The organism is Halobacillus litoralis (assembly GCF_009856445.1).
Taxonomy (GTDB): Bacteria; Bacillota; Bacilli; order Bacillales; family Halobacillaceae; genus Halobacillus; species Halobacillus litoralis.
Genome location: NZ_WMFA01000002.1, coordinates 860,815 through 873,810 on the forward strand (window position 1 = coordinate 860,815; position 12,996 = coordinate 873,810).

Below are 12,996 nucleotides of genomic sequence, written 5' to 3' on the forward strand. Positions count from 1 at the left end.
AGCGATCTGATTAACGGTTGTTTCACACTGAAAAGCTGCTTCTTTGTTCAATCAGATCGCTGCTTTCTCGAAACGCTTCAATTGTTCAGAAGTTGCGAAAACAATTAACAAATCATTCTCTTGAAACGTTTCGTCTCCTTCTGGATTACTTATAATTCTGTCCTTCCGTTTTATTGCAACGATATTAACACCATAAATTCTTCTTATATCCGATTCTTTTAATGTTTGATTCAATAATGGCGAATCTTTAGGAATGTGAATTTCTTCAATGTTGTAATCATTGAGGGTGTCATGGAGAATTGTTTCAACGTAATCAACGCTTACCGGTTTTGTAATCGCCGTTGCCATACGTTTTCCTCCTATATTGGAGGTGTTGATCACTTTATCGGCTCCTGCTCGATAAAGCTTTTCTTCTGAAAAATCTCTTTCTGCTCTAACAACTGTATAAAGAGACGGATTCATCCCTTTTACTGTCAAAGTTATAAAAACGTTATCTGCATCATCAGGAAGAGTGACAATCATACCCTTAGCCCTGTCAACGCCAGCCTGAATCAATACACGATCCTCCGTGGCGTTTCCTTTAACGTATAGGACATCTTCAGGTAATTCATTTATGACATTCTCATCATTCTCAATAACAACCAATGGTTGATTCTCATGCCGTAATTGTTGAAAAACCTGCTGTCCCACGCGGCCGTAACCACACAATATAATATGTTGATGCAGATCTTGTATCTTTAATCTCATTCTCCTCTTCCTCACTTCACTTGATAGTTTACCGCCTATAATGGCGCCTGCCAGTTGAGCTAACATGTAAGTTGTCAGACTTATGGCACTCGGAATTAAGACTAAGGTAAGGATTTTTCCTCCTGTTGATTCCGGCGAAATGTCTCCATAACCAATAGTTAACACGGATACAATGGTCAGCCATAAGGAATCAAAGAATGCCAATTGTTCGAAAAACATATACCCGAAGATTCCTAGGGATATTAAAATGTGCAAGAGGATAATCGAAACCACAATTTTTCTGTATTCCATTAACTCACCTCTTCTGAGACCCTGAGATTAGACCTACTTCTCAATCATACCAATATTCTTAGTAAGAATCCCACTTCGCAACATTTAATTTTGACGATTTGTCATGATTGTAAAAAGCGATTCAACTGAATCCTGTTCGAATTGTTCGTAAGCACCCCTCAGAATCGAACATATGTTCTTGAGTGTGAAAAATAGCACTTCCTCTTTGTTTTTTTCTGAAATTTTAGCTAGGATAAAGATATAAGTAGACAAAGGAAGATGTATATGAAGAAATTGTTTCTTTTTATAAGTACTTTATTTTTCGCATGGATGATAAAGCCCAAGAAAGTCCTTGCACCTCTGAAACAAGAACATGAACACCTTTATCCAGGTACAAACCTAACCATTATACCAGGGGATTTGCTGTTTTCTCCAATAGGAAAAAAAGAATCGCGTTATATAGGACATGTTGGGATTGTAACCAAAAATAATACAGTCATTCATTCCATTCCTTCAGGAGTCATACAAAATCAAATGGAAGCTTATTTCAACAAATTCAGCAATATACGCATCTATTCAGCCCTTGATACTAAATCTGGAGAGGCTGCTGCTGATTACGCGGTAAAGCTTCAAAAAGAGAACCCTATGGCCACCTATAAAATATGGACGCCTATAGGCAGGACGAACGTGGAGCAATATTGTACAAAGATCGTGTGGCAAGCTTACCAATTTGGTGCAGGTGTCAATTTGGGTAAGGTTTCTCCTTATGCAAAATCTGTCCATCCTGAGCGGTTAAAAGATCGCAGGTATCTATTTAAGAAATAAAACACGCTCATCCTTATCTATTGGATGAGCGTGTTAAATATTGATGGAAATCGGATTCTGAAATAATTTCAATGGGATATCCCTGGCTTAGCAGTGTTTCTGCTCTCTCGAGTTTACTTGTTTTTTTGCCATTTTTATATCCTTCGAACGTTTGTTCGCCAACAACTACAAAGTTTGTATTGGATTCAATCGAAGTATGAAGTTGTGCACCTAAATCAACGACTTTTTGGCTAGCTTCATCCCTTTTCATTTCTTTTAACTTTCCAGTGAATACAATAGCCGCATTATAAAAAGGGTGTCTGGGATCAAACTGTTGGGTTGCTGCTACATAGGAAGAGGGATGTACTTTTTTAACCCGTTTCTTCTTATTTATTCTTGCAGGCTCATAGCCCCCATCAAACATCATCCCATTCGTTGTCCCTGTCTTTTCTATAAGGTCCTTAGCATCAGTTGCTCCAAGTTCTTCTTTCGCTGACATAAGGATATGCGCAGAAGCTTTCGCGTCTTCTAACGCATGGTGGTGACTGAATGTAAAACCAAGATGACTGGAGACAATGTTCAACTTGTATCTCGGCAGCTGCCACGTTTTCTTGGATATATTGACGGTGCAATTATAGGCAAGCATCGGGTAGCTTAGGTTGTATTGATCTAAAACCGCACGCAGCACCCCCATATCGAACTGAGCATTATGAGCAACGACAAACTTCCCTTCCAGCCAAGACCTGATCTCGCGCTCCCATAACACATCAAACTCCTCAGCGTCCTGAACGTCGCTTTTAGTTATGCCGTGTACACGGATATTGATAGGAGCGAAATAGTTTTTCTGTGGTTTCACTAACCTGTAATATTCTCTTTTTATACGGCCCTGCTCATATTCCACCATACCAATGGAACAAACAGAACCTCTTGAAGCATTTGCTGTCTCAAAATCAAGAGCTACAAAATTCATGTCGATCTCCTTTATTTATAGTCTTATCTTTATAATAAATGGGCGACCATTGGCTCGTCTATTGTAAAGGCTTGCCTTTCAAAATTAATCTAATGACGGAATATTCCTCGTTTAAAAAGCAAAAGATAGTACCCAAGGAGGCGTCTAAAGATGGCTTTTGATTATGCAGAACTGCCGAAAGAAAAACTGCAAAAGGTAAAAGAGCTTGAAACACAATTGAGTGTTGTTTTAATCGCCTACGATGCCAAGTATAAAGATTAAATAAAAGACGCCGAACCCGGCGTCTTTTTGTTTAATATGCATGTCGTTAATTTTTATAAATCGTTAATTTTTCTTCAATAGGTGTCCGTTTTTTCTGCTTTGGCTGCTGCTCAAAGAAGCCCATATGAATAAAACCTACAATTTTTTCTCCAGGTTGAACGCCTAAAAGATCACGGACTTTCGGTTCGTGGATTTGAGGGTTGGTTTTCCAACATACACCTAATTCACGTTCCCAAGCCAGCAGTTGGAAGTTTTGAAGCATGCTGCTGATGGCACCGAAATTTTCTTCCCACTGCTTTTGGCGAGGGTCTTCGTTCATGATTGCTATAAGAAAAGCCGCCGGCTGGCTGAAGTAGTTTCTACGGTTTTCCTGCATGTCTCGAGGAAATGTTTGTACAAGAGATTCCACGAATTCTTCTTTTTCGTGAGAAGGAATGAAAATGAATCTCCAAGGTTCACGTAAACCGTGTGTGGGTGCCCATCTCGCATCGTCTAACAGTTCAGTAACCAGTTCTGTAGGTACCTCTTTATCTAAGTATCCACTCTTCACCGAGCGACGCTCACGAATAATTCTTGCTAATTCTGTTTTTGTCTGTTCCATACCTCTCACCTACGTATCTAAAGTTTTATTTACGGTAATGATAATCGTTCTCAATGATTTTGTCAAGGCTTTATCCTTTAATACGTGATTCTTAACTACTTGGTGCACACACAAAAAAGCTACCTTTTTCAAGGTAGCTTTTTGAATCTCTTACTTTAAATTCCCAGCAATTTCTTCTGCAAAACGTTCTGCTGAAAGAGGACCGGCAAAGGTACCCATATCTCCCGGAAGCTTATACGTACGGTTTTCTTCTACAAAGTTTAAATTCGTCCAAGCGGGGTTGTCCTCCAAATTATCAAAAATAGGATCGTCATCCTGAACAAGGTAGAAGAAATGAGAATCTTGATAATTTTGAAGGGACTCTACATCAGAATTCATAAACCCATAAATTTCAGGTTGTTCGGTTCTAACAGCATTATTGATCCCCATTTGATTGAGTACGCCAGCTATTACGGAATTGTCGGTAAATAACCTCATTGTAGGAGTGTTTTGAGAAGTGAAGGCTTGGGTTACAACCGCATCCACTTGACGAGCGTTGCCAATTCCTTCACCCAATTCGGTCATTCTTTGTTCCATTTGTGTTAGGTGTTTTTCAGCTCCTTCTTCTTTTTTGAAGATCTTGCCCATTGTTTTAAACTCATCTTTTAGGTGTTGATACTGATCACTTGCACCTTCCTCGGAATACGGTGCAAACATGATAGTAGGAGCAATCTCATTCAATTGCTCTTCAAATCCTTCGTGTCGGTATTTAGCACCTATGATTAAATCAGGATTCAGTCGAGAAATGGCTTCAAAGTTCGGTTCAGAACGCGTACCGACATCCTCCACTTCATCTGCAAGCGGCTCACCTACATTAACCCACTTGTTGTATCCCTCTTTATCTGCTACTCCAACGGGCTGAATATGTAAGGGCAGCAAATGCTCAACATAGGACCACTCTAAAACGACCACTCGTTCCGGTACCCCTTCAATTTCTACTTCTCCTGTGCTTCCTTTAATCGTTCTTGTTTCTTCTGAGCTTGAGGAATTAGAAGATGTAGCTCCTTCATTCGATACCTCTTCTCCACATGCTGTTAAGAGAAGAACAAACAGTAATATTGATAGCATCTGCCATCTCTTCATAAGAAAACTTCCTTTCGCCAAATTAATTGATAAAGATTATCATTATCAATAATATTGTAAAGGAATATGTGTTCTCAGTCAATGAGATTCATTATCAATAGCAATAAAAAAGAAGGATGAATTCACCCTTCTTCTTTAAACAAATATAAAAACTTACTGTAACCACGTTTCTTCATCTCCTGCTTTGGAATAAAATCCATAGCTGCACTATTCATACAGTATCTCAATCCCGTCGGTTCTGGTCCGTCTTCAAATACGTGTCCAAGATGATTATTCCCCTGTTGACTTCTTACTTCTGTTCTCATGCCGAATATCCCTGGATCATCCTTAGTCGTGATGTTTTCCTCCAGGATGGGTTTTGTAAAGCTTGGCCATCCTGTACCCGATTTATATTTATCTGTAGAGCTGAACAAAGGCTCTCCTGAGAGAATGTCTACATAGATCCCCTCTTTCTTATTGTCCCAGTAGGCGTTATCAAAAGCTTTTTCTGTCCCGTCTTCTTGTGTGACTTCATATTGGATATCTGTCAGTTTGCTTTTTAATTCTTGCTCAGAATATTCAACAACCTCACCGTTATATAACTCTATTTTCTTCCCAGTTTCAGAATCACTTGTTGTAGAAGCTCCAGAATTCTTATTGAAAAAGAAAAGGACGCCGACACTCAATAGTAATAGAATGCTGATTGCTACAGCTGTCATTTTTTTCATTCCTTCTCCTCCCTAAAAAAAGAATTTACAATTTCATTTTACCATGCGAGCTTATGCTCAAGTAATTTCAATGCTCATCCTACATAAACAGAGTTATGAAATCAGTAATTTTCGTCAATCCTAAGAAAAGGATATGAATGGAGGGATGATAAATGAAAACTGTAACCTCAATACTGGCGGTAAGCCTCATCCTCATAAGTGGATGTATGGCTGATACGAATGAAGAGCAAAAGATGAATTATGAGCAACAACAATTATCTACGCCCCCTACCAACGATTCAATCAATGATATGAATTATGATACGAATGAGAAAGTGGATAAAGCGAGAAAAGCTCTTCCGTTCAAACAATTTGATTTGGAAATTGATTATGTAGATACACTTTCCTATGAAATTCAGTACGTTTCAACTGAATCTCATACCCGTGCTGTTATTCATGAAATCGGTGAAGAAAAGATCTCAGGAGAAAAAGCTCTTGATCAACTAACTCCTCATTTTATGGAACTCAGTTTTGATGAAGATTCATCTGAACAAGAAGTGATTGAAGATGTTATACAGGTTTTTGGCCTTGATGACACATATAAAGAATTTACGTTGAGGGTGATCTACAGCAACGGCGTAGAAGCTGAGTATGAGGATTAAAAGATAAAAAAACAAGCACCTTTGTTAAAATCCTTAGGTGCTTGTTTTATTTTTTATATAGTTTCGGAGTTACTACTAAGTTTTAAGTGCGATCGTGGTTGATCACGGTTTTTCCATTCTCTTGAATGATTTTTCTTTCTTTCATCAATTGTCCAAGGGCTCGTTTGAATGCTGCCTTACTAATTTTGAAGGTTTTTCGTATATCTTCTGGATCACTTTTATCATGAAGGAACATGACACCATCGTTTTCTTCTAAATATTCATAGATAACCTCTGCATCTTCTTTCATCCCCTCTTGTTTTAGAGGGCGAAGAGAAAGGTTGATTGTCCCATCATCTTTCACATCAATGACCCTGGCTGTAATTGTCTCTCCAAGTCTTGGCTCTTCTTTTCTTTCACTTGGGTGGACGAATCCTCGGTATCCTTCTCCAGTTAATACCGTTGAACCTGCTTTGGTAGCTCGGTAAACACGCGCGGTCACTTCTTGTCCAAGTATTTCTTTCTGAGCAGGTTCCAAATCATCCATGACTTCTTGTTCAGAAATAGGTTCTGCCAAAAGCCGGCCTTTTTTATCTAGTTCCAGACTGACAAATAAGTGATCCCCCTCTTTTGGCCAGACGGTTTTTAGAAGAGGTAAATGATCAGAGGAAACAAGAATATCCTTATTATTTAGACCAATATCTACAAAGACGCCCATATTCGGAACGACTTCTACGACTTCAGACCAGCCATAAGTATCTTTGGTAACCTCAGGAATTTCCATGGTCGCAGAAGCTTGTCCTTTTTTATTTTCATAAATGAACATGTCTCTGCTTTCATCCAATTCAATCTCTTCTGTTACATCTTCGTCCGCGAGTACAAATTCTTCATTTTGGATATGGACGATGAAGCCTTCTGTAATTTTCTTTTTTATCTTTCCTTGTTGGATTGTTCCCAATATATTGACATCTTTCATGTAATTTCATCCTTTTTCGTGACGTAATGATATTTATTATAGCTTACATCGATTCATTTTAAAACGGTGATTTATAATAATTGAAAAAGCGCGGCAAGTGCCACGCTTTGTAGTGATTAATACCACCAAGAAGCTCCTACAATAATAAGGAGAATAAACAAAACAACGATTAGCGCAAAGCCTCCACCATATCCTTTACTCATTCCAATTCCCCCCTTTACTTCTATATATGAAGCATGGCTGGAATCGGTATGGGTGAAAGGCTGAGCCCCCTATTGATTAGGCGGATCTGTGGATTATTGATTAGAGTAAAAGTCAGGATTATTGTAGACTCAAGTTTTTTATGTTTGAAGCGGAGGAGGCGGGTAATGAATCGTTTTCGAATCATAGCTTTTTCTTAATATGGCAGAAAGTTTTGCTTATCGCGTTACTGAGTTTTTTCAATTGGGAGCATAGCTTTACTTTAATTTGATTAATCCTGGAACAATTGAGCGATTCTATTATAGGATTTTTTCTTTTCCTCAAAATCGAATATATTTGTAATGATCAAAAATTCGTCTGTACCATAGTATTCAGACAGTTCTTCCAATTGAGTTTTCACCTGATCTGGATTTCCTATGATGCAACGTCTTCTATTTTTGCTAATCTTCTCCATTTCTTCTTCCGTATAAGAATAATTTTTGGCCGCCTCCAAAGAAGGTACACGTGTATCAAGACCTTTTTCCACACGAAGTAACCAGAGATCCTGGCTTTTTGCAAGCTCCTCTGCCTCTTCTTCTGTTTCTCCACGAACAACAAATATACAAACATTAACCATTGGTTCGTTCATATCCGAGTCTTTGAATCGCTCTCTATAGGTAGCTATGGATGCCCTTCCGTGATCAGGGTTGATGAAGTGACCAAAAGTGAAGCCTGTTCCGTTTAGTGCTGCATGTTTAGCGCCTCGCTCAGTCAAACCGAGTACCCATAGATCCGGTTGATGTTCGGTATTCGGACGTGCTTTTACTCCATAGAATCGGTCATCTTTAGGAGTGGTTTGTTGTAAAAATTGTTTCAGCTCTTTCACTTGCCTGGAAAAAGAACTGAGTGGCTTTTCAAAACCATCAGTGAGGGCGAGCCTTGTCTTTGGCCCACCACCTGGGGAACGGCCCAGTCCAAGATCTATTCTTCCAGGAAAAAAAGCTTCAAGCATACGGAAATTTTCGGCTACTTTCAGTGGGCTGTACTGTGGAAGTAAGACACCACCGGAACCGACCCGTATGGTTGTTGTTGATTGGGCAATCATGGATATAAGTATCTCAGGAGACGTACTGGCCAGACCATTAGTATTGTGATGCTCAGCCACCCAATATCTATGAAATCCTAATTTTTCTGTGTATTTAGCTAATTCCACTGATTGTTGTAACGCTTTTTGAGCAGCCTCTCCCTCGGATATCGGGCTTTGATCAAGCACACTTAATTTCAATGACAGCTCACCTTTCCTTTATCTGTATACATCGGCCATAATTTGTTTTAGTATTTGCATCTGTTCTTCAAATAACAATTTATATCGTTTTTTTAATACATCAAATTCTTCTTTGCCGTCATCCGTAAGATAATACCAGTACACTTTTTGTCTTTTCTTATCATGTGATTTGTAATCTTCCTTACGGTATAATAATCCTTGCTCTGTCATTTCATGTAGGGTATCAAGTAATGTAGAAGGTGCGGGTATCCAATTTTTCGTAAGTTTTTTGAACTCTGCTTTAAAGTGTTCACTGATCATTGGCTGATGAACTTGTAACAGATGCATGATATAAAACTTCGTAAATTGCGCGGCACTCATGTTTAAAGCGAATCGTTTCGGATTGTTTTTATGAGACAAAATCATCCACCCCTTGTCATAAAATGGTCTTTCTATCATTTTACAACAAAAGATGGATGAATTGTCCAATCATACGCACATTCGTTCGCTTAGGTGTTGTTTTTTTATTTTTTATTCGGAGTTACTACTAAGTTTGAAGTAGAACTTATTTACATACTTGAAAGGCAATTTTCCCGAAATTTTTAGAGTCCTGAATGTATTCAAAGGCTTCTTTATACTGATCCATTGTAAATATCTTATCTACTTGTGGTTTTATTTTGTGTTCACTAATAAAACGAAGCATCTCCCGCAATTCCTCTGCACTCCCCATCGTCGATCCAAGCAAGTTGTACTGTCCATAAAAGAATTGACGGATGTTGATGGTCACTTCATCCTCTGTTGTAGAACCGAACGTGACAATGGTTCCTCCCTTGCGTACAATTTCCAATGATTTATTGAAAGTGGCGTTCCCAATCGTTTCAATAAGCAAGTCGACTTGTTCAGATGCCAACGCTTTCTTCCAGTCTTCTTCTGTTGAAATAGCTACATCTGCTCCAAGCTTCAAGGCTTCCTCTTGTTTACTTTCTGATCGGGAGGTCACAATGACTCGTGCCCCGATCGCTTTCGCAAACTTCAGGCAAAAGGTAAGGACTCCACTGCCAATGCCCGGCAGCATGATTGTTTGATCCGCTCGTAGATTCCCTCTTGTAAACAAGGCTCGATAAGCAGTCAATGCCGCTAGGGGAAGCACACCTGCTTCTTCAAAAGACAAATGCTCTGGTTTTTGCTCAAGATGATCCTCTGTACACGTGTAATATTCTGCAAAGGTCCCATGATCAGGAAGACCGACAATTTCAAATCCTTCAGGAGGGGCATCACTATTTCTCTGCCAGCCAAGACCAGGATTGACAATGACCTCGTCTCCTTTTCGAAACTTAGTGACGTTCTTCCCTACGGTTTCTACAGTACCCGATGCATCTGAACCGGGTATTAAAGCAGGGTCATCCGCTTTATGACGTTTCGTAACTACTGCCAAATCTCTCCGGTTCATTCCTGCTGTATGTACTTTTACTCTTACTTCATTGTCTCTGATTTGTGCCTCCGGTATCTCGCTTACTTTCAAACCTTCCAGCCCCTCTTTTCCTTCGTGAACAATTGCTCTCATGCTTACCTTCTCCCTTCCTATTACAATTGTCTTTAGTCTATCAATAAGTGCTTGGAACTCAAAATAAACCGCACTAAAAAACTCCTTTCTGCATCCACAGAAAGGAGTTTTTTTACGATTATAAAATTAGTCAACGAGTACTTGGACTTTAACCGTTTTTCTACCGAAGTCAAGAGCATCTTCACGGGAAGGCATGAAAACATCAATACGGTTGCCGTTGATGGCACCGCCGGTATCTCCAGCGATTGCAGTTCCATAACCTTCGACATATACTTTAGAGCCAAGTGGAATGACATTCGGGTCTACAGCGATAACTTTTTGGTCCGGGTTCGCACGCAGGTCAATTCCGGTAGCTGTGACACCACTGCACCCTGTGCAATAAGCCGTATAAGCTGTGGCTTCAGCGGTAAATTCTTTAATTACATCGTTACTTGTATCCTGACTTGTGCTTGTTTGAGTTGCTGTTGATGTGCTATTGCTGGAATTACTGCTGGAACTATTGCTTGAGCTGCTGTTTGAGCTCGGAGCTGATGTTTGTACAGCCTGTCCATCAACTTTGAACTGGTCGCCAGGATGAATGAGGGTGGAAGTCAGGTTGTTCCACGCCATCAGTTGATCCACTGAGATATTGAATTTTTGAGAAATGGCGTACAACGTGTCTCCAGACTTCACTGTGTAAGTGGATGTGTTGGAAGACGTAGTAGAAGAAGGTGTGCTGGATTTAGACTCGCCTGCTACTGTTAATGTTTGGTTAGGATAAATTAAATTTGATTGTAAACCATTCCATGCTTTCAAGTTCTGAACAGTGACGTCATATTTTTGGGAAATTCCCCAAAGTGTATCCCCTTGATTGATTTTATATTCCGTTTCGTGGGCACTTGCCGTAGTGGCGAATGCTCCCGTTAATGCGACAGTTGCTACAACAGAAAATACAGTTTTTTTCATGAAATTCTGCCTCCTCTTGATTGGTCGATCCCTATGTATTTAGGTGATCCGTTCACAATTACAAGATTAACAGAATCTCAGGATAAATTAAGAACAAACAAGCAACAGTTTAGTTGCAAACATAACATCCATGTTTCACAGCCATTACAAAAGGAGCATTTGTACCGCGAAACGGCCAAAAATGCCCTTCTTCTGCTACCCTTCGTCAACATTCAACAAAGCGGAGGTTTGCCTATTCATAGATTTTTTTACCCAAAAATGATAGAAAAAAACATATTCTAGCGAAAAAAAGCACAGATCCACTGGAATCTGTGCTTTTGTCTCATCCTTATTTAGCTGCTACTTGCTTTTGAACTTCCGGGTCATTCAAGAACTCATCATACGTCATTTCTTTATTGACAATCTTTCCATTAGGCGTAATTTCAATAATACGATTAGCAATGGTCTGAATGAATTCATGGTCGTGGGAAGCAAAAATGACCGAACCTTTGAAATTGATCAATCCTTTGTTCAAGGATGTGATGGACTCAAGGTCGAGGTGGTTGGTCGGTTCATCCAAAAGAAGAACGTTTGCTTGAGAAAGCATCATTTTAGAAAGCATACAACGCACTTTCTCTCCACCTGAAAGGACATTCGCTTTCTTAAGCGCTTCTTCTCCGGAGAACAGCATACGTCCAAGGAAGCTGCGCAGGAACGTTTCTGTTTCATCTTCTGGTGAATACTGACGAAGCCACTCGACAAGATTTAAATTCGAACCTTCGAAGAATTCCGAGTTGTCTTTAGGGAAGTAGCTTTGAGATGTCGTTACACCCCATTTATAGGTTCCCTCGTCCGGCTCAACCTCACCCATAAGGATCTGGAAAAGAGTCGTTTTTGCTACTTCGTTTGATCCCACAAGGGCCACTTTATCGTCTTTATTAAGGGTGAAGCTGACATTGTCCAATACTTTCTCACCATCTACCGTTTTCGAAAGGTTTTCAACTGTCAGCAAGTCATTACCAATTTCACGTTCCGCATTGAATGCAATATAAGGATACTTTCTGGAAGATGGTTGAATATCATCCAGCGTAATTTTATCGAGCAGTTTCTTACGGGAAGTCGCTTGTTTGGATTTGGAGGCGTTGGCACTGAAACGTGCAATGAACTCTTTCAAATCCTTAATTTTCTCTTCTTTTTTCTTATTCTGTTCGGAAGCCATTTTTTGCGCTAATTGACTGGACTCATACCAGAAGTCATAGTTTCCGACATAAACCTGGATTTTTCCAAAGTCAAGGTCTGCGATATGTGTACAGACATTGTTTAGGAAGTGACGGTCGTGGGAAACCACAATGACTGTATTCTCAAAATCAATCAAGAAGTCTTCCAGCCATTGGATCGCTTTAATGTCCAGGTGGTTGGTCGGCTCATCGAGAAGAAGGACATCCGGGTTTCCGAAAAGCGCTTGTGCAAGTAGAATCTTCACTTTCTCTGATCCTTGCAGTTCACTCATCTTCTTATCATGAAGGTCTTCGCCAATGCCTAAACCTTTTAATAGACGGGCAGCGTCAGAATCCGCTTCCCATCCATTCATTTCAGCGAATTCGCCTTCCAGTTCCGCCGCACGCATGCCATCTTCTTCTGAGAAATCGCCTTTCATATAGATGGCATCTTTTTCTTTCATCACTTCATATAGACGTGTATGACCCATAATAACGGTTTCAAGCACTTGATATTCATCATATTCGAAGTGGTTCTGTTTCAAGACGGCCAAACGCTGGTCTTTTTTCAAACTTACATCACCAGTCTGCGCCTCGATCTCACCGCTCAGAATCTTCAAGAATGTAGATTTGCCTGCACCGTTCGCACCAATGAGGCCATAGCAATTCCCCGGTGTGAATTTTATATTTACGTCTTCAAACAACTTTTGGTCGCCGAATCGAAGACTTACATTGTTTACTGTTAACATGTGATAATCCTCCAGTACTC

The 12,996-nt window shown here is 39.8% G+C and carries 14 protein-coding genes; 2 read left to right on the plus strand and 12 right to left on the minus strand.

The window, feature by feature from the left end:
* Positions 1-51 precede the first annotated feature (51 nt).
* Positions 52-1,038 (minus strand): potassium channel family protein, encoded by a 987-nt coding sequence (locus tag GLW00_RS09565; RefSeq protein WP_160913399.1) that lies wholly within the window; start codon positions 1,036-1,038, stop codon positions 52-54.
* A 264-nt stretch (positions 1,039-1,302) separates the two neighbouring features.
* On the opposite strand from GLW00_RS09565, the gene GLW00_RS09570 reads away from it, so the two are divergent.
* Complete coding sequence (locus tag GLW00_RS09570; protein WP_160913401.1) at positions 1,303-1,842, plus strand: YiiX/YebB-like N1pC/P60 family cysteine hydrolase; 540 nt, start codon at positions 1,303-1,305, stop codon at positions 1,840-1,842.
* Between the two features lie 13 nt (positions 1,843-1,855).
* Here the strand turns inward: GLW00_RS09570 and GLW00_RS09575 are convergent, their stop codons facing one another.
* The 4 genes from GLW00_RS09575 to msrB all read right to left on the minus strand — a co-directional run bounded on the left by GLW00_RS09575 (position 1,856) and on the right by msrB (position 5,482).
* On the minus strand, positions 1,856-2,791 hold the full coding sequence (locus GLW00_RS09575) for an exonuclease domain-containing protein (RefSeq protein ID WP_160913402.1): 936 nt from the start codon (positions 2,789-2,791) through the stop codon (positions 1,856-1,858).
* A 307-nt stretch (positions 2,792-3,098) separates the two neighbouring features.
* Positions 3,099-3,653 carry a nitroreductase family protein gene (locus tag GLW00_RS09580; RefSeq protein WP_160913404.1) on the minus strand — a complete coding sequence of 185 codons (555 nt, stop codon included), beginning with the start codon at positions 3,651-3,653 and terminating at the stop codon, positions 3,099-3,101.
* Between the two features lie 150 nt (positions 3,654-3,803).
* Positions 3,804-4,775 carry an ABC transporter substrate-binding protein gene (locus tag GLW00_RS09585; protein ID WP_160913406.1) on the minus strand — a complete coding sequence of 324 codons (972 nt, stop codon included), beginning with the start codon at positions 4,773-4,775 and terminating at the stop codon, positions 3,804-3,806.
* Between the two features lie 122 nt (positions 4,776-4,897).
* Positions 4,898-5,482 (minus strand): peptide-methionine (R)-S-oxide reductase MsrB, encoded by a 585-nt coding sequence (gene msrB / locus GLW00_RS09590; protein WP_160913408.1) that lies wholly within the window; start codon positions 5,480-5,482, stop codon positions 4,898-4,900.
* Between the two features lie 152 nt (positions 5,483-5,634).
* On the opposite strand from msrB, the gene GLW00_RS09595 reads away from it, so the two are divergent.
* Entirely contained in the window at positions 5,635-6,123 is a 489-nt protein-coding gene (locus GLW00_RS09595) for a YusW family protein (RefSeq protein ID WP_160913410.1), read from the plus strand.
* A gap of 82 nt (positions 6,124-6,205) precedes the next feature.
* Here GLW00_RS09595 and GLW00_RS09600 read toward each other — a convergent pair whose 3' ends face one another.
* From GLW00_RS09600 to GLW00_RS09630, 7 genes are all read right to left on the minus strand, one after another.
* Complete coding sequence (locus GLW00_RS09600) at positions 6,206-7,078, minus strand: CvfB family protein (protein WP_160913411.1); 873 nt, start codon at positions 7,076-7,078, stop codon at positions 6,206-6,208.
* Positions 7,079-7,194: 116 nt separating this feature from the next.
* Positions 7,195-7,281 carry a YjcZ family sporulation protein gene (locus GLW00_RS09605; RefSeq protein WP_008640034.1) on the minus strand — a complete coding sequence of 29 codons (87 nt, stop codon included), beginning with the start codon at positions 7,279-7,281 and terminating at the stop codon, positions 7,195-7,197.
* Between the two features lie 269 nt (positions 7,282-7,550).
* Positions 7,551-8,543 carry an LLM class flavin-dependent oxidoreductase gene (locus tag GLW00_RS09610; RefSeq protein ID WP_160913413.1) on the minus strand — a complete coding sequence of 331 codons (993 nt, stop codon included), beginning with the start codon at positions 8,541-8,543 and terminating at the stop codon, positions 7,551-7,553.
* Positions 8,544-8,561: 18 nt separating this feature from the next.
* Positions 8,562-8,948: a helix-turn-helix transcriptional regulator gene (locus tag GLW00_RS09615; protein WP_237417461.1), complete on the minus strand. Its 387-nt coding sequence runs from the start codon at positions 8,946-8,948 to the stop codon at positions 8,562-8,564.
* Between the two features lie 139 nt (positions 8,949-9,087).
* Positions 9,088-10,086: a zinc-binding dehydrogenase gene (locus GLW00_RS09620; RefSeq protein ID WP_160913417.1), complete on the minus strand. Its 999-nt coding sequence runs from the start codon at positions 10,084-10,086 to the stop codon at positions 9,088-9,090.
* Positions 10,087-10,212: 126 nt separating this feature from the next.
* A complete protein-coding gene (locus GLW00_RS09625; protein ID WP_160913419.1) occupies positions 10,213-11,031 on the minus strand; it encodes a 3D domain-containing protein in 819 nt (272 codons plus the stop codon).
* Between the two features lie 328 nt (positions 11,032-11,359).
* Positions 11,360-12,976, minus strand: coding sequence for an ABC-F family ATP-binding cassette domain-containing protein (locus tag GLW00_RS09630; protein WP_160913421.1), 1,617 nt, complete (start codon positions 12,974-12,976; stop codon positions 11,360-11,362).
* Positions 12,977-12,996: the final 20 nt, after the last annotated feature.